This is a genomic window from Bacillus sp. CBEL-1, assembly GCF_004348885.1.
Taxonomy (GTDB): domain Bacteria; phylum Bacillota; class Bacilli; order Bacillales; family Bacillaceae_H; genus Priestia; species Priestia aryabhattai_A.
In genome coordinates, this window is sequence record NZ_SBIM01000003.1 from 460054 (window position 1) to 485232 (window position 25179).

20 protein-coding genes and 1 other annotated feature are annotated in these 25179 nt (G+C 37.2%); of the genes, 1 reads left to right on the forward strand and 19 read right to left on the reverse strand.

The genetic code is table 11. The annotated features are described in order from the left end of the window. Nucleotides 1-72: 72 nt before the first annotated feature. The 19 genes from EPL02_RS02485 to desA all read right to left on the reverse strand — a co-directional run bounded on the left by EPL02_RS02485 (nt 73) and on the right by desA (nt 24067). On the reverse strand, nt 73-762 hold the full coding sequence (locus EPL02_RS02485) for an N-acetylmannosamine-6-phosphate 2-epimerase (RefSeq protein ID WP_131886929.1): 690 nt from the start codon (nt 760-762) through the stop codon (nt 73-75). After that, nucleotides 756-2294 carry a DUF4127 family protein gene (locus EPL02_RS02490; RefSeq protein WP_131886930.1) on the reverse strand — a complete coding sequence of 513 codons (1539 nt, stop codon included), beginning with the start codon at nt 2292-2294 and terminating at the stop codon, nt 756-758. The genes EPL02_RS02485 and EPL02_RS02490 overlap by 7 nt, the downstream gene beginning before the upstream one ends. A 15-nt stretch (nt 2295-2309) precedes the next feature. Next, nucleotides 2310-3263 (reverse strand): acetylxylan esterase, encoded by a 954-nt coding sequence (locus EPL02_RS02495; RefSeq protein ID WP_131886931.1) that lies wholly within the window; start codon nt 3261-3263, stop codon nt 2310-2312. An 11-nt stretch (nt 3264-3274) separates the two neighbouring features. Next, nucleotides 3275-4168 (reverse strand): ROK family protein, encoded by an 894-nt coding sequence (locus tag EPL02_RS02500; RefSeq protein WP_094909671.1) that lies wholly within the window; start codon nt 4166-4168, stop codon nt 3275-3277. Nucleotides 4169-4182: 14 nt separating this feature from the next. Then, a complete protein-coding gene (locus tag EPL02_RS02505; protein ID WP_094909670.1) occupies nt 4183-5862 on the reverse strand; it encodes an ROK family protein in 1680 nt (559 codons plus the stop codon). A 43-nt stretch (nt 5863-5905) separates the two neighbouring features. Continuing rightward, nucleotides 5906-8452, reverse strand: a complete 2547-nt coding sequence (locus EPL02_RS02510; protein WP_131886932.1) for a glycoside hydrolase family 38 N-terminal domain-containing protein — start codon at nt 8450-8452, stop codon at nt 5906-5908. A gap of 3 nt (nt 8453-8455) precedes the next feature. After that, nucleotides 8456-9817, reverse strand: a complete 1362-nt coding sequence (locus EPL02_RS02515; RefSeq protein ID WP_256993224.1) for an FAD-dependent oxidoreductase — start codon at nt 9815-9817, stop codon at nt 8456-8458. 54 nt (nt 9818-9871) lie between these two features. Continuing rightward, the gene (locus EPL02_RS02520; protein WP_094909668.1) at nt 9872-10693 is read right to left on the reverse strand and encodes a carbohydrate ABC transporter permease; all 822 of its coding nucleotides are present in this window, start codon (nt 10691-10693) and stop codon (nt 9872-9874) included. A gap of 18 nt (nt 10694-10711) precedes the next feature. Next, on the reverse strand, nt 10712-11650 hold the full coding sequence (locus EPL02_RS02525; protein WP_094909667.1) for a carbohydrate ABC transporter permease: 939 nt from the start codon (nt 11648-11650) through the stop codon (nt 10712-10714). A 64-nt stretch (nt 11651-11714) separates the two neighbouring features. Then, nucleotides 11715-13037: an ABC transporter substrate-binding protein gene (locus tag EPL02_RS02530; RefSeq protein WP_094909666.1), complete on the reverse strand. Its 1323-nt coding sequence runs from the start codon at nt 13035-13037 to the stop codon at nt 11715-11717. A gap of 190 nt (nt 13038-13227) precedes the next feature. Continuing rightward, nucleotides 13228-15594, reverse strand: a complete 2367-nt coding sequence (locus EPL02_RS02535) for a glycoside hydrolase family 10-like protein (protein WP_131886933.1) — start codon at nt 15592-15594, stop codon at nt 13228-13230. 154 nt (nt 15595-15748) lie between these two features. After that, a complete protein-coding gene (gene manA, locus EPL02_RS02540) occupies nt 15749-16696 on the reverse strand; it encodes a mannose-6-phosphate isomerase, class I (protein ID WP_094909664.1) in 948 nt (315 codons plus the stop codon). Between the two features lie 145 nt (nt 16697-16841). Next, a complete protein-coding gene (locus tag EPL02_RS02545; RefSeq protein ID WP_256993223.1) occupies nt 16842-17792 on the reverse strand; it encodes an alpha/beta fold hydrolase in 951 nt (316 codons plus the stop codon). Nucleotides 17793-17852: 60 nt separating this feature from the next. Continuing rightward, entirely contained in the window at nt 17853-19070 is a 1218-nt protein-coding gene (locus tag EPL02_RS02550; RefSeq protein ID WP_094909663.1) for an MFS transporter, read from the reverse strand. Nucleotides 19071-19125: 55 nt separating this feature from the next. Next, nucleotides 19126-19361: a binding site (T-box leader), on the reverse strand. Between the two features lie 72 nt (nt 19362-19433). Continuing rightward, nucleotides 19434-20633 carry an MFS transporter gene (locus EPL02_RS02555; RefSeq protein ID WP_094909662.1) on the reverse strand — a complete coding sequence of 400 codons (1200 nt, stop codon included), beginning with the start codon at nt 20631-20633 and terminating at the stop codon, nt 19434-19436. A gap of 219 nt (nt 20634-20852) precedes the next feature. Then, nucleotides 20853-20975, reverse strand: coding sequence for a hypothetical protein (locus EPL02_RS21075; RefSeq protein ID WP_256993222.1), 123 nt, complete (start codon nt 20973-20975; stop codon nt 20853-20855). Between the two features lie 220 nt (nt 20976-21195). Beyond that, complete coding sequence (locus EPL02_RS02560) at nt 21196-21795, reverse strand: response regulator transcription factor (RefSeq protein WP_094909661.1); 600 nt, start codon at nt 21793-21795, stop codon at nt 21196-21198. After that, nucleotides 21792-22937, reverse strand: coding sequence for a sensor histidine kinase (locus EPL02_RS02565; protein WP_094909660.1), 1146 nt, complete (start codon nt 22935-22937; stop codon nt 21792-21794). Before EPL02_RS02565 ends, EPL02_RS02560 begins: the two co-directional genes overlap by 4 nt. Nucleotides 22938-23014: 77 nt before the next feature. After that, entirely contained in the window at nt 23015-24067 is a 1053-nt protein-coding gene (gene desA, locus EPL02_RS02570; RefSeq protein ID WP_094909659.1) for a Delta(5) desaturase DesA, read from the reverse strand. Nucleotides 24068-24656: 589 nt separating this feature from the next. Here desA and EPL02_RS02575 point away from each other — a divergent pair. Continuing rightward, complete coding sequence (locus EPL02_RS02575) at nt 24657-25103, forward strand: hypothetical protein (protein ID WP_094909658.1); 447 nt, start codon at nt 24657-24659, stop codon at nt 25101-25103. The last annotated feature ends 76 nt before the right edge of the window (nt 25104-25179 follow it).

A 25179-nucleotide genomic window follows, 5' to 3' on the forward strand; every position in this document is an offset into this window, starting at 1 on the left:
TATTCACCTTGTTAAAATAAGTACCAAAGAAAAAGAGATACCAATCATAGAGTTGGCATCTCTTTTTCTTTATTATTTAGTAACCTCTTTAATTGCTGCTACGAAACGTTCTGTAATTTGTTGGGGACGCGTAATCGCTCCTCCTACCACTACCGCATGTGCTCCGTACTCTAAAGCCTTTGCCGCTTGCTCAGGTGTAAGAACATTTCCTTCTGCAATAACGGGTACATTTACATGAGCAACAACTTCCTTAAGGAATTCAAAATCATGTTCGTATAGTTTTTTATTTAACGTTTCCTTAGTATATCCGTATAACGTCGTACCTACGCAATCAAAACCTAGAGCTTCAGCTCCTACACAATCCTCTAATGTCGCACAATCTGCCATCCATTTTTGCTTTGGGAATCTGTTTTTTAATTCCTTAATAAAATCTTGTAACGCTACACCGTTAGGTCTCAAACGATTAGTAGCATCAATTGCAATTAACTCTACCCCTGCTTCAACTAGCTGCTCTACTTCTTTTATAGTAGGTGTAATATAGACCTCTGAATCCGGATACTCTCTTTTTATAATTCCTATCATAGGTACTTTAATGGCCATTTTAATAGCAAGAATATCATTTATTCCGTTGGCACGTATTGCCATTGCGCCACCTCTAGTAACGGCATCAGCCATTTTCTTCATGATATCCGCACCATATAACGCTTCGTCTTCTAATGCCTGACAAGACACGACTAATCCTGATTTTATCTGTTCTAACATTTTTTAGAAACCTCGCTTTGTTCACATTTTAAGATCAAACCACACTCAAACATTCGATTCCAAGGGGCAAACGTTTGAACATCTACACGGGTGATTGTTTCAAAACTGTGACGAATTAATAATTGATAAGCATCCCTTACTCTCTTATTACGCTCTTTATTTACTAACGCAACTTTATCTTTCAAATTAAAATATGTAAGGTTATGTAATGGTAAAAAATCCTCTACCATCTTCATACGCACTTCTGCTTGATAAATATAATCATCAATAATGTGATAGATAATATTTTCAATAATCTTTTGCTTGTTCCCTTGTAGTCCAAGTACGCCTTGACAAAGTGTTGTACCAAGCGAATTACAGTTTGTATTCCATCCTTTATACGATAAAAGTCTGTCTAATAACCTCTCTTCATCAAGCAGCGTAATCAGTTCTTTATCTCCACCATTGGCATACGCACAATCTGCCACAATTACTTGTTTTCCTTGATTTAAAAACTGCTTTATCTGATCTACAAAGGTTAGTAGATGCCTGAAACTTGTATATGTAATATCTTTGTCGCTCTGGTCCCATGATTCTTGCATTACGCGCCCGGGGGTATTGTAAGCTAAAATGATATCCGCTTCCGTTGCCGTCTCAGCTAGCTGGCATCCGGCTGCAAAAAGGTGTGCTTTTAAGCTTTCTTGATAAGGTCGATCTTCGTACATTGGGATAAGCTGAGGCCCTAAGGTGCTGCTCCATATAGGATAAATTCGTGGGCGCTTTCCTTTTAATTGAGTATAAACACGAGCTAATAATGTTGCCCCTACCTCATCCGCTCCTGGATACATCTGTACATGTTGATGTAAGCGAAGCGCTTCAATTCCTTTCATAACTTTCGCTTGATCTATAGAGGTATAACCATATTCTGAACTGTCATCTTGTGGAATCGCTAAAAATGTAAGAGTTCCTTCTTTTACAAGCTTTAACATGCTCGTATTAATAGTAGAGTTAAAAGCTCTTCGCTCTTCATAGTCGTCTATATACTTTTTCGGAATGGTGTCAATAAGATTTTGAAGCTGTAACTCTTCGTCTTTTTTTAGATGTTCACGCTGCTTTTTATTCTGTAAATACGCCCTTAAGAAAATATGCTCTCCCCATTCTTCGTAATAGTCAGGCTCTTCATCACTCGAACTATATTTGGGAGTTCGCATAATTAAATTTGAAGCATAGATGAGTAAACCTGGATGCTCCTTGCGTAAAGAACGCAAACGCTCGATCCATAAAGTTGCTTCTGTATTTCTTAAATAATGAATTCGAGATGGCAATAGCCCTCCGTATATTAACATATCAATGCTTAAGATAATGGCTTCCACTTCTGAGGCTACGTCCGTTATCCATTTCCAAATCATTTCTTTATCAGCAGGAAGCTTCTTATAACCTAATGCTTCTTGAGGCGGTAAGAAAAGCTTAACCTCTGCTGAAGAATCAGCAATGCGTCTTACATAATCTGTATTACAAGGACGCTCATCAATTGGTAGATATGCAATGTTCACGTAACTTCTCCTTTCTTATAACAAACAACCTGCTAAAAATGCTAACTTCTCTTCATCATGTATTGGCGGCAATTCATGACCATACTCTGGATATATTCTTATATCTTTTCTCGCTGATAGATGTTGATAGAAAGCCAGAGTACCAGGTGAAGGGCAAGTAACATCTTTTAGTCCTACACCTACTAGAGTCGGGCATGTAATGTAACTTGCAAAATTTAAACAGTCTACGTAACTTAACGTTTTCAATACGTCATTTCTCGTTTTATGAAGCGGATCGTGCACTTGAAAGTAATGATTAATTTCTTGATAAGGTCCCTCTGTTGCAAGATTGATAGATTCATGAATAGCAGCTAGAAAAGGAATATCTACAAAGGCTGCACATATTTGAGTTTGTAAGGCCGCTGTCACTGCTGCCAAAGCTCCCCCTTGGCTACTTCCATCAACAAGAACGACAGATTTTTTTGATAGCGCTCTCAACACATCAACACTCCGATATGCATCCATATATACATAGCTATAGTAATAATCATCTGGACTATGTATCCCCAAAGTCATCCAGCCTGCAGAACCTCCATATGGATAACCATTATTATCTGAAGACTTAATGTTCTGACCGCGTACTTCTACTAGCAATATTGGAATGCCTTGAATAGCATATTTAAACATTTGATGTGGTTGCAGAGTATTCCAATTGTAGCCATGAAACACCACTGCTGCAGGTACTTTTTGAGTTGTTCTCTTTGGACGGATATATACAGCATGAATACGTGAATTTCGAAACCCATTAAAAGATACATCCGATACTTCAAGCCCTTCAATCCAGTACGCCCTTTTATTTACTTCAATATTTAACAATTGCTTTGTACTTTCTTCTATGCGCGTACACCAAAACTCTTCAAAATCGGGCTGCCTTGTTAAGTTTGGTTTTTCGTTAACATTATTCGATTGAAAGAATGTAGAATTGTCCATCAGATGCCTCCTTACTCAGAGGTAGTCTTGGGATTACGAGTGATGAATTGCTTAGCAAAAGCAATCCCTCCTTTTAAACCAGCTAAATCTCCCAATGATGCAGGAACAATATAAGTGTCAAGCTCTTGAAGTAATGGGTGTTGTATGTAATTATTCATGTAAAAGTCAAGCTTTCTGCGAATCATCGGAAATAAGTGTGTCTGTTTCATTACTCCTCCCCCTAAGATTATCCTTTTAGGACTAAGAATGAGGATATAATTCATTAACGCTTGAGCAAGGTAGTCTGCTTCCATCTCCCAACCTTGATGTTGAACAGGAAGGTGATATGCTTTTTCATTCCACCGCTGCTCAATAGCTGGACCTGAAGCCAAACCTTCCAAACAATCTCCGTGGTAAGAGCACACACCTGAAAAGGAATCACTTGGATGTCTTTTTACAAAAATATGCCCCATTTCAGGGTGGCTCATTCCGTGTAAAATATCTCCTCCCACTACTGCACCAACACCAATCCCTGTTCCAACTGTCATATATATGCAGCTATTAAGACCTCTAGCAGCTCCAAAGGTATATTCACCAAAAGCTGCTATGTTTACATCCGTACTGAACGCAATCGGAATAGAAAAATGTTCTTTTAACATTTGAAGAAACGGATAATTCGTCCAAGCTCTTTTTGGAGTTGCGGTGATATAGCCATAGGTTTTACTTTGGCTATCTAAATCAATTGGTCCAAATGAACCTACTCCTAGCGCCTGCAAATTGTATGCAGAAAAATAATCGTATACAGCGTATAACGTTTGTTCAGGCCCTGTTGTTGGAAATGACGTATAGTCAATAATATCCCCTTTTTCATTCCCAACACCGCAGACAAACTTTGTTCCTCCCGCTTCAACAGCCCCTATTAACACGTAACTCCCTCCATTTACATAATGCTTTTTTGATTTACTTCCATTTCATTACTCTTTAATTCTTGTAATAGAACGTCTAATAGATAAAAAGAAGAAACCTCATTAATAGAGCAGCTAGCTCCGTTAATATCCTCTGACGCTGGAATTAGTAATCGCATATCTGATACATGGGAAAGAGGAGAATCTTGTTGGCTTGTAATACTGATTGTAAGTGCCCCTAGTTCTTTAGCACGCTCCATCATCTTTACTACATCTGTTGAATAGCCTGAGGAGCTCAACCCTATCACGACTGTATGTTCTCTCATTGCATAAGTAGACATCTCCATTTCGTATAAGTTTGAAAAAGCATCAGCTGCTATTCCTAGTTTCATGAACTTATACTTTAATTGTGTGGCAACAAATGCCATGTCATCTGCTCCGTATAAATAGATTTGCTTCACCTTTTTCAGCTGCTTTTTAAAGACTTCAACATTTTCAATTTTATAAAGGCTATCAAATTTAGCTAGCATATTCATATATGTTTGCTTAACTGCTGTTAAGCTTGTTAATTCTGAATGCTCATAAATTCTTGTACTAACCGTTGCCTCTTTCGCCATTAATCTCAGCTTGTTGTAAGATCCAAATTCTAGCTTCTGACAAAATCGCGTAATGGTTGCTTCAGAAACGTTAATTTGACGTGACATCTCAGAGATTGTTTTGTTTGGAACCGTTTCTAAGTTTAGGATGATATACTTCGCAATCATTTGCTCTCTTTTCGTTAGCTTATGACTATTCGACTCGATAATAGTTGTAATACTCTTTAACGGCTGTAACGCTTCTTGTAATAAGTAGTGTCGAAGTGCTCCAATCATTCCGGCATCATTTAAATTTCTTGCAATTTTAATTTGCACTTTATCTAATACAGCTGGCATTACGTCTTTTTGTAATTGTTTCATAATAAGAGGATATAAATAATCTTTTTGTGCAGTTATACCGCCCCCGATTATAATCATCTCAGGGTTCATCATATATGCTATTGTGGTAATCCCTTTTGACAGATAATATACCAACCTTTCAATCTCTTGAATGCAAATTTCATCGCCTTGACGGGCAAAGTTAAAAATACCTTTACCGTTTAATTGCTGTTCTGGAATCCCTTTTCGTTTGGCAACATTGTGAACCAATATTCTAGTTGATGCTAACTCCTGAAATTGACTTCCTTCAATGGGAATATATCCAATTTCACCTGCACTAAAGCTATGACCCGTGTGCAGCTTATTATCTAGAATAAAGCTACCTCCAATTCCCGTACCAACTGTTAGGCAAAAAATACTTTTAGCATCTTTCCCTGTTCCAATCCACGACTCTGCTAATCCAGCACAATTGACATCATTTTCAACTTCTACGGGCAGGTTAAAATATGCTTCTAATTCTTTTTTTAAAGGCATCCCCGTATACTCTGGAATGAGTGAAGAAGCGTACAGAATTTCCCCTTTTTTTGAGTCCACTTGTCCAGCTGTACTAATACATATCCCGCTAACGCTGTTTGTCTCAAGAAGCTGACTTCCATATTTTTTTACCTTTTCAATAATACGAGGACCGCCTAAGTGTGCTTCTGTTTCACATTCATATTTTTCTACAAATACTCCATCTTCCGTAAGCACACCATATTTAATTAGCGTACCGCCAATATCAAATGCTATAAATTTTCTCATTACCGATCACCTTCATTTCTAAAATCAGAACACTATCGTTCTGCTACTCTCCTCTTTTGACTAAAAGTGTTTTTATTTCCTTTGGCTTAAACGATATTTCTACGTCTGATTTTGCCTCGTACGTGTACATAATTTCATTATCAAAGTTTACTTCACTCAGTTCTGCGACATTAATTCCGAACGATAGCATTGTGGTTTCATTTAGCTCAGATGGATTAAACATTCGTATATAAAACGCACCTTTTCCTGCTTGCATAAATGATGAATGCACAATCTTTTGTGAAGACTGGATAAACAGCTGCTGTTCACGTTCATAAGCCATGGACTGTTGAGTAACAACTGATTGTCTTAACGCTCTTCCATTATTCCACGAATGATTATGCTCTCCCACTATTAAGGCGTACTCAAACTCATATTGACCTAAACACTGTGCACCTTTTACTTCAAAGCTTGGCCCAGCACCATTCCCTCTCGTTCGCAAATCCCGTCTAGATAACCATCCAACGCTTCGAATCATTGTTAAGAATACATAGTCCTCATCTTCTAACCTATCTACTTCATACTCTTGCATACCTCGATGAACAACTTGATGATCATTTGCGATAACACTAGAATACGTTGGATATTGGTTCATGATAGCCTCTTTATCTTTTGGCACATCTACCTGTTTATCTCGAATTGTTTCTCTTCTTCTTGCATCGAACGCTGTATCTGAATAGCTATAATCTGCTGCTCTAACTTGGAAGCCCACACGTAATTTTTGGTCCTTCGCTTGATTATGAACAGCTGTTTTAAAACAAATCTGCTTGTTGTGCTTATAGAGCTTTACTGTTGTAACTATTGTGTTCATCACATTGTGTTTACTTGGACCTGTTCTCTCTTTATTTAATGAAGCGGGTAGATTCATTTCATAATGAAGCGTGAGAGACTGATAGTTTTTTCCTTTTACAACATCTGTTACTTTTACTAGGTTAGCTTTACTCGTTTGATCATTAATAGGAGGTGAATAGTTGTATGTGTCTCCTGCATCAAGTGATGATATTAATTGATGTTGGTTATCGTATACCGTTCCCGTTTTACGATCTTCAACTTTTAGCCCCCTATTATCCCAAGTAATGCGATAAAATTCATTCTCAATAAATGTCTCTTTGGAGTCCGTAATGGTCTCTTGGTGAGCAACCGCTCGTTTAATTTCCACTCTTTTTGTCTCAACACCGTTAAACTCAAGCATGAATAAGACATCGTAGTATACATATTCACCGTAGTGTGGCTCTGCTAAAATATGCCGAAAAAAACCTTCTTTTTGCTCTCTTTTTAATAAATCAAACGATAGTTCTTTTTCATTATAAAACAGTTTAATGGCTCCCAAATCTTGTGTTGCTGGAATTTTTATTTGAGCATATACAGGATACACCGCTGCAAACGGTAGATTATTTATGCAATATAGGTACGAATTTTCAACCGTTTCATCTAAAAATTCAAATGGATATTCATTATTTAATATGTCTTTTTTAAACTGTTCAATTGCGTGAAGTGCTTTTTGAGACCTAACCTCCATTTCTGTATGAACTGCATCAATGCTACAACCACAGATGCTATCATGAGGTTGGTTTTGTAGAATTAACTTCCAAACATATTCCATAAACTGTTCTGAGTTTGTATTTCCATTAGTCCAAACGTTTAAAGCTTCCATAACACTGACAGCCTCGTCTTCACAACGTTGATTATCTCTTTTTAAATAAGAACGAGTCGAATAGACGCCTGGCAGGATAAACACTTTAGATGGATTACGCTGCTCTTCGTAGATCCTCTCAGAAAACTTTTGGCCCTCATACGTTTTGATATAAGCTGACATGGACGACTGCTTAAACGTAATATCTTGGAATTGTTCATTTAATTGAGCAACTCGCTTGTCTAGGTTCTCACATGTGTAAGTATGATCTGCTCCGTTCATCAATAAGAGCTTTCCTTGTGTCACATATGGCTCACTTCTTCTTATATAATCATCGGTCTCTTCAATGAAACCTTTATGTTTTAAAAATGTTTGATAATATCCTTCTTTTAATGGCAAAACCACTGTACGAACAGAACTTCCATCTGCTCCAACCCATTCATTTTCTAATGTGTTTGACACAGCACCTCTCCATATAAGGGCAAAAGGAATATTGTAACCTTGGAAAATTTGCGGCATCTGACTATTATGACCAAAGGTATCTGGAAGATAGCCAATTTTATAAGTTGACCCAGATTCTTTTGCTTTTTTAATGCCAAGTTCCAAGTTTTTTATTATTGATTCTCCAGATACTAAAAATTCATCTGCCAATAAATACCACGGGCCTACTTCTATTTTGCCATTTTTGATATACTGAAGCAGCTTCTCATACTCCGCTTCATTTACAATCTCTTTAAAGTCATCTAAAACAATTGTTTGCCCATCTAAAAAAAAGGATTCAATCTGTCCCTCGTCAAGAAGTCTTTGAACATATCTCAAACCGTTTCGAAGCTTATAGCGAAATTCTTCAAACGTTTCATACCATTCACGATCCCAATGCGTATGGTTTAAAATGTGTACTTCTTTAATTCGATTCATGCTTTATGCCTCCATATGTTCAAGTAACACTTTTATATACGAACCATCAATTTCGTTTAATGGAATATTCGCTTTTAGAGAATAAGCGCAGGCCATTCCAGCAGCTTGGGCCATACTGCGAACAGTCGGCTGAATACGCAAAGAAGCCTGCATAAGGAATGTACTAGAGATATGACGTCCTACTACTATTAAGTTACTAACCTCATATGTGATAAGCGATCGGTACGGAATTTCGTAATACTCACCTTTTGTATACTTCGATTCATTTACATACTGATTCCCTACACTGTGTACGTCAATATACCAATCACCTTGTGCAATTCCATCATTAAAGCGTGCACGATTTACATAGTCTTGCTCTGTTAATACGTATTTTCCAATGATACGATAAGACTCTCTAATTCCCAGCTGCGTCGCTTCCTTTAGTAAATACGCATTAGAAAATCCAGGGATATATTTTTTCAAGAAAGCGGCCAAACGATGGATCATTTCACGGCCTTTAGTTACCGCTTGAGATCGCAACATGGGGCTAGTAGTCTGAAAAACACCTGGGATATGAGGGCAGTTAAATGACATTACCGTTGGTTTTCCAGGCTGCGTAAATGCTTGAAAATATCGGAGGTCCTCTTCTACTAAATCCCCTGCTTCGTATGCGCTTTGAAAGAGGGGTTCTAAGACGTGGCCCTTACCTGGTACCATCGCAATTTCAAAAAAACTGGCGTTTTCAATTTGACAAAATTGTTCGTTTTTTGATAACACATAGTGCCGCAATGTTGGAATGTCTATTCCACCCATTTCAAAACGAAAAGATATCTGTTGATTTTGTCCATCCACATTTCCAGCTTGCACTCTTACTCCGGCACTTCGAGATAGCATAGCATCAGCAGTCGCATCCACGAAAGTTTTTCCTTTTATTGCGACGAGACCATCACATGTATTGACAATAATGTATGAAATGTTGTTATTTTCTTTCAGGCAGTCAATATAATTGGCGTCATACAATATATGCCCTTTTCGTTCTATAATCAACTGCTCCAAGACATAACTCAGGGTCTCTACATTAAACCAACTACATGCTGTGGTACCATCACTCGTGCTGATATTTTCTTTGTGCAGCCTTTCAATAATAAGCTGGTTCACTCGTTGACTTTTTACATAAGTCGGCATCATAGGTGATACTAAGGCATTAGTTTGGGTTCCACCGAGGGATATCATTTTCTCGACAACAAGGGCTGTAAGCCCTTCTTCCAATGCAGCGATAGCTGTCGCAGCACCACCTGTGCCTCCTCCAACAACAACACAATCAACTTCATAAATAACAGGAATAGCCCGATTAAAAAACATAATTTGTTTCAATACGTTCAACCCTTCCCCTGATTTAACTATGACAACCAAAAGTGTATAGTGTAGTTTACCTCCTTACCCTTTTACAGCTCCATCCGTTGCTCCAGAGATAAAATACTTTTGAAGCCAAATAAAAATCAGCAATGTTGGAAGCGTAGTTAAGATTGAAGCAGCGCTAATTAATTTTAAATTAGATCCATCAAAATTCTGAGATAACTGCGCTAATCCAATAGAGAGGGTGTACATACTACTTTCGGTAGAATTCAAAAGAGGCCACAAATAATCTCCCCATGTTCCCATAAATGTAAAAATTGCTAAGGTAACAAGCGTTGGCTTTACCAACGGCAAGGCGACAAGATACCATACCTTCAATTGATTTGCACCATCTAAATAAGCGGATTCCTCTAATTCCTTTGGGATTCGCAAATAAGCTTGTCGCATTAAAAAGATTCCAAATGCCGTAGAAACTTGCATGACTACAAGACCTAGGTACGTGTTGCGTAACCCGAGCTCACCAGCTAGCTGAAATAAAGGAGCCATGTAGAGCTGAAATGGAACCATCATTGTAGAAATAATTAAAGCTAATACTATACTTCGTCCTCTAAAGTTCATTCGAGCTAGAGGATATGCTGCCAAGCTGCAAAATAAAAGATTTAATGGAATTGCTATTATGGTTACAATTGCCGTATTGATAAAATACGTACCGAAGTTTGCTTTATCAAATGCAGTTACAAAGTTATCTATGGTTGGGTTTGCTGGGATAATGCTTGTATAAATCCCTTCTCCTGGAGATTTCAATCCCATCAATAGCGTAAGCATAAAGGGGCCAATTGTTAAGAAAGTAATTAATATCATTAATAAGTATAGGATGAATTTTTGAGACAATTTCGGTTGCATGTATGTCTTCTCCTCTCATTAAGCTCTTAAATCATCTTCACGTTTACTTGTTATCTTCATTTGAAGAAGTGATGCACCAATTGCTAGGATTAGCAACACAATTCCTGCTGCTGAGGCAATGCTTACATCTAACCTCATAAATTTCTCATAGATGTACATAACTAACGTGGTTGTAGCACCAGATGGTCCACCACCAGTTGTAAGCGCAATTTCTTCAAAAACCTTCATTCCAGCAATGATTGTCATCACAGAAACAAGCGTGAGAGAAGGCGTCAACATTGGAACTGTTATATGGCGAAACTGTTGAAAAATCGACGCTCCATCAATGCTAGCAGACTCATAAACATCTTTTGGGATACTTTGCAAGCCTGCTAAGTAAATAATCATGTAATATCCTAGACCTTTCCACACAGTGATTACAGCAACTGCAACTAGAGCCGTTGTTGATTGTACAAGTAAATTCGTTGGAGCATCAAACAATCCAAGTTTAACAAGAACTGCAGATACAAGTCCGTTTTGTGAATAAAGCATTTTCCACATTAGCGCAGCTACAACCATAGGCGTAATGACAGGAAGGTAATATAGAATTCGAAAGGTCGAAACACCTTTAATTTTCTGATTTACAAGAACCGCTAAGATCATTGGCAAAAAAACATTGAGCGGAAGAACGATAACTAAAAACACTAATGTGTTAACAAGAGCTGTCCAGAAGTTTTTATCACCAAATAACTCTTTAAAATTCGCTAGCCCAACATACTCACCCGTACCTGCGATAATTTTATAATCTAATAAACTCCATTTAAATGCTTCTAATATTGGAAACACTAAGAACGTTCCTAAAATGATGATAGAAGGAAGCAAAAAGAGCCACGGGGATAATTGTTTCATGCCTACCTTGCGCTTTTTCTTCGAAATAACGTTTACTTTGTTATGTAATACAACGTGTTCTCTCTCCATACCCTACTCTCCTTTATAAACAAAAAAGAATAGCTTACTAGCAAGCTATTCTTTTTTCTATTACCTAAAACGTTACTTCTTCACCTGTTTCTTCAAACGACTTGTTCCACTCCTCAGCTAACTCTTTTAAAGCTTCTTTTGGCGTCACTTTTCCTTGCAAATTCTTTACAAAGATATTTTTAGTAGCTTCACGTAAGTCTGCACTGTTTTCCGTAGGTGGTATTAATACTTTAGAACGATTTAATGCTTCAGAAGCTTGAAGCATTCCAAATCCTTTTGGCGAATCACCAGGTTTTTTAAAATAGTCATCTTCTAAAGATTCTTTTGTTGATGGAAGAACGGTTCCAGCTGTTTTTGCAAATTCTAACTGATTTTCTGCGTTTGTTACAAACTCAGCTAATGCTACTGCAGCCTCTTTATTTTGCGTTTTCGCCGGTACGGCAAAGTTCATAACAGCTACATTAATCGGTGCTTTTTCGTTTTCTAATGGTTGACCTGCTTTTGATGCACTATATACTTCAGGAGCTCCTGATTCAACAGGGCCTAAAAAGGTTACCCCACCCTCCAAAAAGGAAATGTTACCTGCCATGTATAGTTCTTGACCTGTTTTCAATGAACCTTCAGCCGTTTCTTGTGGAATAATTCCTTCTTTGTACATCTTCTGTGTTACCGTGAAGAATTCTACTAAATCTTTATTATCTTCAAACGTCGCTTTGCCGTTTTCTACAATAGGTGTTCCGTTTGCTATCGATACCATCTTTTCCATGATAGTATTACCATCATTGATAACTGGATAGTAAGAAGGTTTTCCAGTAGCTTCAGTAATAGACTTGGCTGTATCATAAATACCTTTAACTGTAGTTGGCAGCTCCTTTACTCCAGCTTTTTCAAAATGATCGGCGTTATACCAAGATACTGTCGTTGTTAAATACCAAGGCAAAGCATAAAGTTTTTTATCATAAATCCCAGATTGGAGTGGCCCTTCGACAAATGAATCTTTGGCTTGATCACTTACCATATCATCTAACTCTAACAACCCGCCTTGTGCCGCTATGTTAGACATATAATGTGGGTTTAAATTTACAACGTCTGGAACATCATTTCCGGTTAAAGATGTTAATACCTTTTGTTCCATTTCATTTTGTGGAACATCTTCAATAATGACATCGACTTCTGGATGAAGTTTTTCAAAATTTTTCTCGATGTTATCAAAGTATGTATCAAATGGATCCCCAGATAAAGACGCTGTCCAAAGCGTGACTTCTCCAGATAGTTCACCTCCTGAAGGTGCTTTACTGCTAGCATCTTCTTTTCCACAGGCAACCATGCCTGTAGACAGCGCTGCCACAATCGTCCCAACTAATAATTTGTTTTTTTTCTTTCTCATTATCCATTCCCCCTATGAATCTGATAGAAAGCGTTTTCTTTCTTTATAATACAAGGTGAATTGTAGAATATCAATACGTTTTCAAAATTATTTTACTTTTTTATATTTTTTTGAAAATTAATTTCTTTTCGGTATATATGTCATAGAATAAAAAGAGTGGACCTTTTAAATCAAGGCCCGCTCCCTTTGCTTACTGCTGATGATTCAGTGAATAGCTTACCCACATGTTCACTTGCTCTAGATCTTCTTTCATACGCTTTCCGACTGTTTCATTTATTTTTCCTTGGCTGACAAGTTCATCTATTTTGTCTAAGCCATCTCGAACAGCAGAGTCTACTGCTTTCGGGTTTTTCTTCAACAATTTTATAATCTGTTTAACCTGCTTCTCTAAATTCTTTCCGTCCTTACGATTTACTGCTCCTTCTTTTATATAAATCTCGTGAAGAGAACTCGTCATTTCTTCTAACAGAACTTGAGATGCCACCAGAGGCTCTTCTCCAGGATTTACTGCCTTTTCTCGCCAAGGCCCTTTGCCAAGAGCATCTACAGACGGAGCACTTGCTTGTCCAAATGCAAACATATTGACACCTGATGTACCATGCTTAGCGGATAATACATCATCTACGGCAGCCATTTCGCTTAAATGGTGATAGAAAGAATAAATTCCAGTATAGTACATTGTTCCTTCAGGCATCAGCTTTTTACTATCTGTTACTGTTTTTTGAATACTGTTGAAATCATGCCCATAAGCCTGTGGTATGACTCCGTCAATATCGTCTTTCCAATCGCTAATCAGCACAGCTTCTGGTCCAGGTTCAGGCGTAGCTGTCATCATAAATTTCTTGTCTATCTTTTTCGATTGAGTGTGTAGCTTGTCTACAAACAAATTTTCTTTTTCTCTCAGCCATTCCTGCCACTTATTCCATTCTTCCTTATCCGTTACTGAGTCAATCTCATAAGGATCAACCCCAAACTCTTCTTTATATAATTCACGTACTGCTGTGCTAAACCCGTAGCTTTTATTAGGAGCGTGGTGTGGATAACGCATGTAATCAATGTTTAACCCTTTAATATCATATTTCGTTTGCATTTCTTTATAAACATCTAGCATGAACGTTTGAACATCAGGCTGTGCAATATCTAACCAATAATACTTACTTGCCGTATCTGGTGCTGGCTTTCCTGATTTATTGTCACGCTGAATAGCTGCCCATTCAGGATATTTGCTAAACTGGGAAGGAACTCCCAAACTAGACTCACCAACCATAAATCCATCTGTCCAAGCTTGAATAGTGAGACCACGCTTTTTCCCTTCTTCTATATAAGCCGCTAACAAGTCCTTTCCATACTTTTCATAGTCTCCGTTTTGAAAGCGAGGATGCTGTGCAGGAAGTCCATATTCCTTCATTGTGTCACTAGGGTAAATAGTATAGCCATGAAATGTTGTTTCAAGATAAACGGAGTTAAACCCCGCTTTCTCCATGCGATCGAGCACTTGCTTTACACCAGCCAAAGTAGTTTCTTCTGGACGATACCAAATAGCACGTTGTTCTGCTACATGAGAAGGAAGTGAATAGTAATAAGCGTCATATGCTAATTGGGTAGCTTGTCTAGTTAAATCCAATGCTTTCAGCGGGTTTTCTTCCTGTATCGCTTTGGCTTCTTTCAGCAAAGATTCCGCTTTGTCAGCAGCTTCTTTCGCTTCTTTCATTTCAACGTCTAGAAATTCTTCACCTGCTTTTTTAATTGAAGCATGAGCTTGTTCAATTGCTTTTTGACTTTGATATGCAAAGCTTTCAACATTTTGAGTGATGATCACTTCACCCGCTTCATTAACCTCTACTTTAGCTCCTATGATTGAATGGGATGAAAGCCAATTAGCCCCTATGCCGTGTCCGCTCACCACAAAGCCGTTTTGAGGAATTTTAGAGTTTCCTCCCCCTAACTTTGTGACAAAACCATTTTCTACTGTGATTTCATAGCCATATTGATTCGTTTTTGTTGTATCACCAAACTTAGAAGTATATACAATTAATTGATCCGGTCCTCTAAACCCATCATATATTGCACCATCTGGATTAGACGCTTTTGTCGGATCAACAGAGTTAGACTTTTTATGCTCAATTTTTGCAACCGGTTCAAGAAGCGTAACTGTTTCACCATTTTGAAGTTGGTTCAAAAAGCCCTCAATCTCGGCTAATGTTTTTGCTCCAGTTGATAAAACTAGACCACCTTCAGGTATTTCACTATCTCCATTTGTTTTTTTAATTACTTCATACGTGTTTAGCCCTACTTTTTTTAAGACTACTTCTTTGCTTCCCATACTTGTTTCGGTATAGTAGCTAAACGCATCGTTAAACAAAACTAGCTTATTTTCATTGCCTAGCTGATTTACTTGATTAATAGCTATGCGCTCCCCAGATTCATCTTGAATGGTTAAAACATTAACAGGCGTGACTTGGTTTTCAGCTGATACAGACGAAGACATCCCTAACGAAGATAGAACAATGGTTGAAACAAAAGCAGAATTTACTAATAGCTTAGACTTTGAACTCATGGCTTATCCCTCCTTGATTTGATAACGCTTACAAATTACAAAACTATCAAAACATTTATAAAATTATTTTGATAGTTTTTATTTTAATGAAATTTATTTTCTTTTTAAACCAAAAAAAATATTTTTTAGAAAAAACAGGTACTTCTACCTAATTTTACGGGTGACAAACCATGATTTCACATTTTCCTATAATGTCAACTTCATGGATTAACGCCGGTAACATAAAATGACTCCCTTTTTGGAATAGATATTCTCTATCACGATAGACTAACTTTCCTTCTCCGCTAATGATACTACATAGCAAAAATGGATCGGTTATCAAACGCGAGACTTCTCCATTAACTGCCCATTTATGTACGGAAAAATATTGGCTTTGAATAAACGTTGTGATTGTAATGTTCTTATCTCTAGTTACGGATATCGAATGGTTAAAATCGGTATGAGGAACGTTTGTAACGTCAAGTGCTTTCTCCAAATGTAATTCTCTTTTGTTTCCATTTTTATCAATGCGATCATAATCATAAATTCGATAAGTAGTGTCAGAGTTTTGCTGAATTTCTAATACGAGAATTCCTTTGCCTAAAGCATGAATGGTGCCGCTTGGTACATAAAAAAAGTCTCCTGGCTTAACTTTAACTTTTTTTAAGAGCTGATCCCATTGACCTTTGGTAATCATTTTTGCAAATTCTTCTTTTGTAGCTGCATGATGACCATAAATGATTTCTGCGCCTTCTTTGCAGTCAAGGATGTACCAACATTCTGTCTTGCCCATTTCTCCTTGTTCAAAAGTTGATGCATATTCGTTTCCTGGATGAACTTGAACGGACAAATCTTCATTCGCATCTAAAATTTTCACTAGTAAAGGAAATCGATCTCTTTCTAAATAATTGAAAATCTCAGGATATTGTTTCCATAGTTCATCTAACGTTTTTGTTGAAAAGGAACCTTTTTCTATCGCCGAAGGTCCATGAGGATGAGCTGATATTCCCCAACACTCACCAACTAATTCTGAAGAAATTTCATAATTAAATACATCCTTTAATGCCGTTCCTCCCCAAATGCGATCATGAAAAACTGGTTTAAAAAAAATTGGTTCTCCCATAAAACAAATTCCCCTTTCACTAATAAAAGTGTAAATACACCCTCTGTACGCATGAATGTTCACGCTGAGTTTATTTTAGAATGATAATTCAGAAAATTGCAAGCGTTTTATTAAATAACTACTAGCAAGATACAACTCATTTTCATTAATTGGTTTGCTTTAAAAAGAGGTTTAGCTCGTCAACTATTTCATGAGAATGTGTCCAATGAAGGTAATGATGTCCGTTTAACATCACCACTTTATGATGATGCTGATTTGCAATTTCCTGCTCATAAAATGATTGTATTGATTTGCCGTTTTTTTCTTTCTGAAAGTTCTTAGCAAAAATTAAGACTGGTACTTTATTTGGAATATTCAAGGATTCTGTTTTATTTATATTTCTTTCTATCTCATTCATTTCCATAATGATGTTTTTGTTGTATCCTTTTATGCTAGTCTTTACCTTTATCATTTTTAACTCTTTGCTAGAATAAGTTCCTGGTTGAGTTATAGGTAAATAAGACTCATCATCAAGTTCAACTACTAGACGAGCAACTCCTGTTGGAGCAGCAAATCGAAAAATAATTGGCATCGTTGGGGCCGCTTCACCAAAATACCTTAGCATCTTTGGGAACGTTGGATCAATGCCAACAATGGCTTCCACTTCATCAGGGTAGTGATTGGCATAATACATTGCATAAATGCCTGACACCGAATGAGGCATAAGAATATATGGACCTTGTATGTCTGCTTTTTTCAATGCACTTCTTACTTCTCCAATAATATTTTCAACCGATCGTTCACCCTCTGTAAAATCACTCCAACCATAACCAAAAGGCTCCACAACTACGACTTTATAGGTATGTGATAACTCGTTCATAAGAGGAGAAAAATCAACAACTGGAGCAGGTGTTCCAAGGCCCGCTAATAATACAATTGTTTGTTTCCCTTTACCTTTTTGATAGATATGCATCTGCTTTCCTTTTACTTCTACAAGATCTCCTAAGGGTGGGTAGCGATTTTCTTCCACAACAGTTAATATTTGATGCAAGGTTATCCATGTTACACATACTATAGCTAAAGATATGTTTACTCTTTTTATTATTTTTTTTAACATATAAGCCCTCCTACGATTTAACTATTAATAAAACGTTTGAAGGCTCATATTGTTGCCAATTTATGTACTAGCGTTTTCTCTTTGAGCAAGCACCCGTAAGCTACAAGTCCATAATGCTAAAGCTACAATAACCATTAAAGTTGCTCCCACTATAACGACCAATCGAATGGATAGTACCTCTGTTGCAACTCCAAACAAAGCCGTTACGATTATAATAAATAGACTTTCTACCACTCCATATAAGCTTCCAACCCGCCCCATCATTTCAACTGGAATATACGTTTGATAAAATGTATAGAATGCCGTGTTCGCAAATGCCATAGAAAACGATATCAAGGCGCATCCGCAGGCTGCTATAAAAAATGTAGTCGAATTTGTAAATAACATATATCCTCCAGCTGTTAGCATGCTCCCCATGCCAAGGAGCCAAGGTGTAGGAATTTTTTCAACTATTATGGTGTTAAGAAGGGCACCGATAAGTACACCTCCACCAGCTATACTAACCAATAGTCCATACTCTCCCTCTGTTAGCCCTAGCTCTTTTAGTGAAAAAGCTGCTTCTAATGAATCTGTTCCCGTCATTAAAACGTTCATGAAACTAAAGAATAGATAAATACACATAATTCCTACTGCATGTCGACTAAAAGAAAATACCAAATGCCAATCCGCTTTAACCATATGGAAAGAGAACGTTTGAACCTTTTGTGTGGTAAAATCGTTTCTTTCTAAGTTTGGCACATACCAAAGCAGGAATACCGAAATCAACAGCGCGACGCTGTTAATGTAAATAGCTAATGCTGGTGTACCAATCATCACTAATACACCCGCAACTGCCGGACCGGTAAAAAACGCTCCTGCATCCAAAAGGCTACGCATAGAGTTAAACCTCTTCCGCTTTTCTTCAGGTAAAAGTTTCGTCATATATGCCATTGATGTTGGCTCATATGCTGCACCTACGGCTGTTATAATTCCAACAAGTACATACATAGCTAAAATGGACGTTGACGAGGCTAACCACAAAATAAAAACAGCTTGCATAAGGTTTAATCCAATCATCAAATACTTTTTGTTTAAACGATCAATTAGACTCCCCGCCCATATATTGGTTAACATAGATGCTGCTGCTCTTACCATATAAAGACCAGAAACAGCTAGGGGTGAGTTCGTCACATCCAGAACAAGTAAATTCAGCGCAATGAAATAAATCCAGCTACCAATCCCCGATATGCCAATACTTGCTAAAAGTAACCCTCTCCCATATAATCCTGTCTTCTTCATTACTCTCTCCCCCTTTAGGGCATAAAAAAACTCGCCCCCAAGACAAAAATACTGTCTTGGGGGCGAGTTTTTATCGCGCTGCCACCCCAGTTTATTGACATGTCACCACATCAATCTCATCAGGTACAATCATACCTTAGCTCTGTAACAGGAGCACCCGTCATATCATCCCTTAAATGTTCCGATATGCCTCTCTGAGACTTGGTTCAACAAATTCACTTTGACCCGTTTTCAGCTACCGGGCTCTCTGTGCAAAGCTTATTTATTTACTCTTCTCTTCACCGTGTTTATTTTTTCTATATATTACCACAAACTATTAAAATATGTAAATAAAAAGAAAGAGCGAGACTTCTCTCTTTCTTTTTATTTATTCACAAGTGCGCTTTGTTTTAGCGTACGCTTTTGCCACACTATCGTAATACCGAGCGTTACAAGTAATAAAACCAGACCTAGTACAAACGGATACATAATTTGTACATCAAATAAAACGCCAGCAAGAGTTGGACCTAATACATTTCCGATACTCATATAAGCGTTGTTCATTCCCATAGCAAATCCTTGTTCATTACCGGCCATCTTCGAAATAAGCGTGTTTAAGACTGGACGAAGAATAGACGTTGCAAGGAAAATAATCAGCGAAATGACAAAGAATAAGCTATAGCTCCTTGTGAACAATGATAATAAAAACCCAAGTGCTGCCACGCCGATAAAAATGTTCAATACCGCAACTTCACCAAATGTGCGAACAATACGATCTACTAGAAACAACTGCACAATAACGCTAACAATTCCTGTTGCTGTAACCATTAAAGCAATTTGCTGCGGGGTAGCTCCAAACTGATTATCCAAAAATAGACCCAGCACTGACTCATACGCCATGAGCCCAAAGCTCATCACAAGAGTAATAACAAGCGGTATAAAATAAGGCATCTTAACAGAGCGTGCTAGTTTCAAAACCATAGACTCATTATCTTGAATAGCCGCTCGTGCTGCTGTAGCTTCTTCTGTTTCACTATTTTCTAATAACATCATTGAAAATAAAACAGCTACAAGAGATACAAGTGCTGAGACTAAAAACGGAACCTTCAAGCCAAAATCAGCTAAAAAGCCACCAATTCCAGGTCCAATTACAATCCCTAGTGACATAGCTGCTGAGACGAGACTGTTTCCTTTTGCACGCTGCTCCATCGTTGTAATATCTGCAACATATGCAAAGATTGCAGGAATAAGTAAAGCGGCACCCACTCCACCAATGACGCGCGATGCATAAAGCAACCAAATTGAATTGACTGCGTAAAAGATAAACATGGATAGCGTTAACCCAGCGAGTCCATATATAATCATTTTTCGTCGACCATATTGATCGGACCACTTTCCTGCAATTGGTGAAAAAATAAGCTGTGCACCTGCAAAAATAGCAATCATTAACCCTGCTGCAGTTCCTCCTTGATTAATTGACTGTAAATATGCAGGCAGGATTGGAATAATAATTCCAAAGCTTCCAACTGCAATAAACATATTAATCATTAAAATAATGATCTTTTTTCTTTGTTCTCCAGACATTCGAGCTGTCTCTCCTCCTATTGGAACACAAAAATAGCATGCTACATCAGTATACTTCATGTTCATTTTTTTCTACACGTAGTATAACTTATACTGCTAGACATGCTGTTGTCAATTAGATAATCTATTCTTTTTTTTCATATAATAAGCGGTAGCGTCGTTAAAAAACGAAGCGCTACCGCTTATGTATAATGGAATGTTGAAATCATGTCAATTTGCTTACTGTTTAATCTGTCTAATCTTTCTTTGAGACTGCTGAAACAAATAAACAAGGTAAGAATGTAATTCGAAGCGATCACCTTGAATGAAGTCACCAAACATTAACTTTTCCTGTTTTACCATTTCTGTTTCATCTCCTCTACTAGTTCAATTAACCATTAAATTTCCCAATCATTATGTTTATTTTATTAGCCATTCTTTTTCAATTAAATAATGTAATGAGAGTAATCATCTCTTCTGCTTTCATTATAAACGAAATCGCTTACAATGTAAAATAATGATATCAGAAAATTTAGAATAAACACAAAAAAGAGAACATAGTAACATGTCCCCTTTTTTCCATTTATTTAAACCAACCTTTTTCTTTAAAGCGCGTAATAGCTTCAATACGATTTTTCACTTCAAGCTTATCCAAAATTGTGGAGATATAGTTTCGTACGGTACCTGTTTTTAAAGACAGCTCTTCTGCAATTTCTTTTGTATTTTTGCCATCAGCTACAAGCTGAAGTACTTCTTTTTCGCGTTCCGTTAGCGGGTTTTCTTCCCCGTATACGTCATCCACAAGCTCAGGAGCATAAATGCGTCTCCCTTGCATAATACTGCGAATGGAGCTTGCTAGCTCTTCGCTTGGGCTATCCTTCAACAAGTATCCGCTAACTTTTGCTTTTAACGCTCGTTGAAAATAACCAGAGCGTGCAAAAGTCGTTAAAATAATCACTTTGCAATCGAGGTCTTCCAGCTCTTCTGCTGCTTCTAACCCTGTTTTAAGAGGCATTTCAATATCCATGATGCAAATATCGGGATGATGCTGACGCGCAAGAGCTACTGCTTCTTCTCCATTCGATGCTTTCCCAACGACTTCCATATCATCTTCTAAGCTTAACAAAGACCCTAAAGCACCTAACAACATCCGCTGATCCTCAGCTATAACGATTCGAATCATCTCTCTTCCTCCTTTTCCACTTGCTTACGCACGCTCGGAACTTTCACAATTACTTTTGTTCCTTCATCTGATTGAATATCTAGCGTTCCATTGACAAACTCTAACCTTTCTCTCATACCAATAAGTCCGTTACCATGTTGCAAAGCATCTTTACTTGCAATGCCTTGTCCATTATCTTGAATGGTAATCATAATTTCATCTTTAGATTGTACAATATTGACTTCACAGTAAGAGGCTCTGCTATGCTTTACAACGTTTGTTACTGCTTCTTTTAAGCACATGCTTAAAATATTTTCCGTCAGCGGCGAAACGTTTGATAGAGCCAATTCATTATGAATAAATTCTATTTCAGCTACGCTAAGTATTTGTTCTACGCGTACTAGTTCTTCTTTTAATCGAATGCCCCTCATCTGAGACACTAGTTTACGAACTTCATTTAGTGCTGTTCTTGCGGTTTGCTGAACGTCTTTCAATTCTACTCTTGCCTGCTCTGGATCTTTATTAATCAGCTTACGTGCCAAGTCGCTTTTTAATCCAATTAGAGATAGCTTTTGTCCAAGCGTATCGTGAAGGTCACGAGCAATCCTCTGCCTTTCCTCCTGTTTGACCAGCTCTGAGATTCGCTTATTCGCATCTTCTAACTGCTCCTCTAAGCGCTCTCTTTTTTTACGGTTATAGATTGTAAAAGGGAAGATGATGACGCTCATATAAATGATAATCATAACCGGAAGTTGGCGAACAAACAGTTCTTCTTGAGCCACCATATTATAGTTTAGTGAAATTGCTGTACTCACTAAATGAATAATATAAAGCGTAATGAACGTAAGCCATTTTTGAACATTTCCTATGAAATAAGCGAGAAAAAAAGCAAAGTAAAAAGAAAAATAAACGTAGCTAAAAAGCGTCGTCATCGCGATGGATATACTAATGAGGAGGACCGTCCATACATAAATAGGCCAGCCTTTTGATATAAAAGCAAACCGGTAAAAAATAAAGAAGAGAATCGTTAACAAAATACCTAACAAAATGTCATTCATTGAAGAAGACTGAAAAACAAAATAAAAAGGCAGTAAGCTAAAAACTGTCCATATGTAAGGAGACATTCCCGTTATTTTTTGAAAGATCGTATCCTTTTTCTTCATGACGTAAAACCCTCTTTTACTTTCATAATTAATGCCATACGTGATTATCGTATCATAATCACATATGGCATTGGGTATTATTTTACATTTGCTCTAGAATATACAGCTACTCTTTTTTGTCGTTCTTCACGGCTAAATGTTTTTAAATGGTTAAAGCCAACAAATTTCTTTTGGTCTTCGTCCCATAAGTGAAAGCGTAGAGACTCTAAGCTAGTGCGAAGTGTAATTGTCGGTACGTTTTGAAGAGGCTCGGTATTATTATGAGCAGCTTCTAAGTTATAATTGGGAACACGAGGGCTCAAGTGATGAACATGATGATAGCCAATGTTACCTGTTAACCACTGTAGTACTTTTGGAAGTTTGTAAAAAGAGCTTCCTTCAACTGCTGCCTGTACGTACTCCCACTCTTCATCTGCTTCAAAATAAGAGTCTTCAAACTGATGCTGTACGTAAAATAACCAAACGCCCAGTGAACCTGAAATTAAGAAAATCGGACCTTGAACCATTAAGAATGACTGCCATCCTAGTGTGAAACATCCAACTGTCACAATAAGCGCAATCGCAATGTTTGTAACATACGTATTGATACGCTCAGCTCGCTTAGCTCCTTTACGATTAAAACGATTTGTAATCAAGAACACATAGATAGGACCTATCACAAACATCACAAATGGATTGCGGTATAAACGATAAGCAATGCGACGTGAGCGAGGTGCTTCCAAGTATTCGTCTACTGTTAAAATCCACAGGTCACCGATTCCACGCTTATCTAAATTTCCGCTCGTAGCATGGTGGATGGAATGGCTGTGTGCCCATTGGTTGTATGGGAACAAAGTTAATACTCCTGTAATGGTACCGAGAATTTTGTTGTAGCGTCGATTTTTAAAGAAAGAGTTGTGGCAGCAATCATGGAAAATGATAAAAATTCGAACTAAAAAGCCAGCGGCAACCACTCCGATTGCTAAGGTTAATACATATGAAATCGCTAAGCTTTGATAAGCAAGAAACCATAAAGCAAAAAACGGAACAATAGTATTAATCAGTTGAACGATACTGCTTTTCTCATTTGGCTTTTCATAAGGTGCCATTGATTGTCTCAACATTTTTTGTTTTTGTTTTTGTTTAATCATTTGGATTTCCCTTTCACATTCATAATTTATTTAAAATTATAAATATAAAAAGAAACCATGTGTAGTAGTACATGTCACATGACAAATATGACAAATGTCATATCGACGCTCAAAAACCCTTTCATATCATTATCATCCGTTGTGTTGGTATATTCTTTTATTGCTTGTCTATAAATCCACCAATCCCTCTTGAAGCTTGATGTTTCCTGTGTTTTATTCTTAACATCTTTTAATCATGTGAGCATTTTGTGATTGTTTGATTAAACCCGTATGAGCATTTTCATCCACCGTCATACCTTCAAGTTACTCGTGTTTAGTACACTTCCGCCTACTTCTATTAATCTTTTGTGTAAGATAGAATGTTTAAAACATCATTATCCACACTGCAAATTATATGACGAACGCATTGTGCAACTAAATTTTATTAGTTCAAGGAGTTTTCTATAATTATTAAGAACAGGACTATGAATTCTTTTTAGCAATGCTCAACTCTATTTTAAGAGACTTTAAAATAGGTTCGAAGCAAGGACAAGCATACAAAAGTTTTTTGAAACAATGAATATATATATAAAGAAAGGAGGTAATCAATATGAGTTACCATAAAGCAAAAAAATTCTCTGCCACTCAATATGGTAATTTGTGCTGTAAACAAGAGAATGCAACTAAGGTTTTATCAACAGGAGTGTTAGTAAGAAACCGGTCCACTCATTCATCTGTAGTTAATGTTGTAAATTTAAGCGAAATACCAGAGAAGTTTATAATTGAAGTTTGGGATTGGAGTTCTTATCATACCCCCAAAAAATTGTCTGTAAAAATCGGTCAAATTTCCTCCGCTACATTCCCTTATACTCTTGCTCCAAACAATCTAGCTGTATTTTTCACATTTCTCGCACCAGAATATGTAACCTTCTATGAAGTTCGTATCTATTATTCTGGAAGCAAGAAAGTTATTTTCAATGCATATGGAAGAACAGGATCTTCTGAGAGTTTAGAAGGTGAAACAATTCTTCAACATGAATTTACAGAGCTTAATTAGATAGAGCAAAATCAAAATTGATAGTCTTGGTTTGTATGGAAAGTGAATATTATTTAGATTTGCACTACTATTTAGT

Excerpts from the sequence above, each read along its gene's own strand:
- EPL02_RS02485 (WP_131886929.1), bottom strand. The coding sequence starts at position 762 with ATGTTAGAACAGATAAAATCAGGATTAGTCGTGTCTTGTCAGGCATTA.
- EPL02_RS02495 (WP_131886931.1), bottom strand. The coding sequence starts at position 3,263 with ATGGACAATTCTACATTCTTTCAATCGAATAATGTTAACGAAAAACCA.
- EPL02_RS02505 (WP_094909670.1), bottom strand. The coding sequence starts at position 5,862 with ATGAGAAAATTTATAGCATTTGATATTGGCGGTACGCTAATTAAATAT.
- EPL02_RS02510 (WP_131886932.1), bottom strand. The coding sequence starts at position 8,452 with ATGAATCGAATTAAAGAAGTACACATTTTAAACCATACGCATTGGGAT.
- EPL02_RS02520 (WP_094909668.1), bottom strand. The coding sequence starts at position 10,693 with ATGCAACCGAAATTGTCTCAAAAATTCATCCTATACTTATTAATGATA.
- EPL02_RS02525 (WP_094909667.1), bottom strand. The coding sequence starts at position 11,650 with ATGGAGAGAGAACACGTTGTATTACATAACAAAGTAAACGTTATTTCG.
- EPL02_RS02530 (WP_094909666.1), bottom strand. The coding sequence starts at position 13,037 with ATGAGAAAGAAAAAAAACAAATTATTAGTTGGGACGATTGTGGCAGCG.
- EPL02_RS02535 (WP_131886933.1), bottom strand. The coding sequence starts at position 15,594 with ATGAGTTCAAAGTCTAAGCTATTAGTAAATTCTGCTTTTGTTTCAACC.
- manA (WP_094909664.1), bottom strand. The coding sequence starts at position 16,696 with ATGGGAGAACCAATTTTTTTTAAACCAGTTTTTCATGATCGCATTTGG.
- EPL02_RS02545 (WP_256993223.1), bottom strand. The coding sequence starts at position 17,792 with ATGTTAAAAAAAATAATAAAAAGAGTAAACATATCTTTAGCTATAGTA.
- EPL02_RS02550 (WP_094909663.1), bottom strand. The coding sequence starts at position 19,070 with ATGAAGAAGACAGGATTATATGGGAGAGGGTTACTTTTAGCAAGTATT.
- EPL02_RS02555 (WP_094909662.1), bottom strand. The coding sequence starts at position 20,633 with ATGTCTGGAGAACAAAGAAAAAAGATCATTATTTTAATGATTAATATG.
- EPL02_RS21075 (WP_256993222.1), bottom strand. The coding sequence starts at position 20,975 with ATGGTAAAACAGGAAAAGTTAATGTTTGGTGACTTCATTCAAGGTGAT.
- EPL02_RS02560 (WP_094909661.1), bottom strand. The coding sequence starts at position 21,795 with ATGATTCGAATCGTTATAGCTGAGGATCAGCGGATGTTGTTAGGTGCT.
- EPL02_RS02565 (WP_094909660.1), bottom strand. The coding sequence starts at position 22,937 with ATGAAGAAAAAGGATACGATCTTTCAAAAAATAACGGGAATGTCTCCT.
- desA (WP_094909659.1), bottom strand. The coding sequence starts at position 24,067 with ATGATTAAACAAAAACAAAAACAAAAAATGTTGAGACAATCAATGGCA.
- EPL02_RS02575 (WP_094909658.1), top strand. The coding sequence starts at position 24,657 with ATGAGTTACCATAAAGCAAAAAAATTCTCTGCCACTCAATATGGTAAT.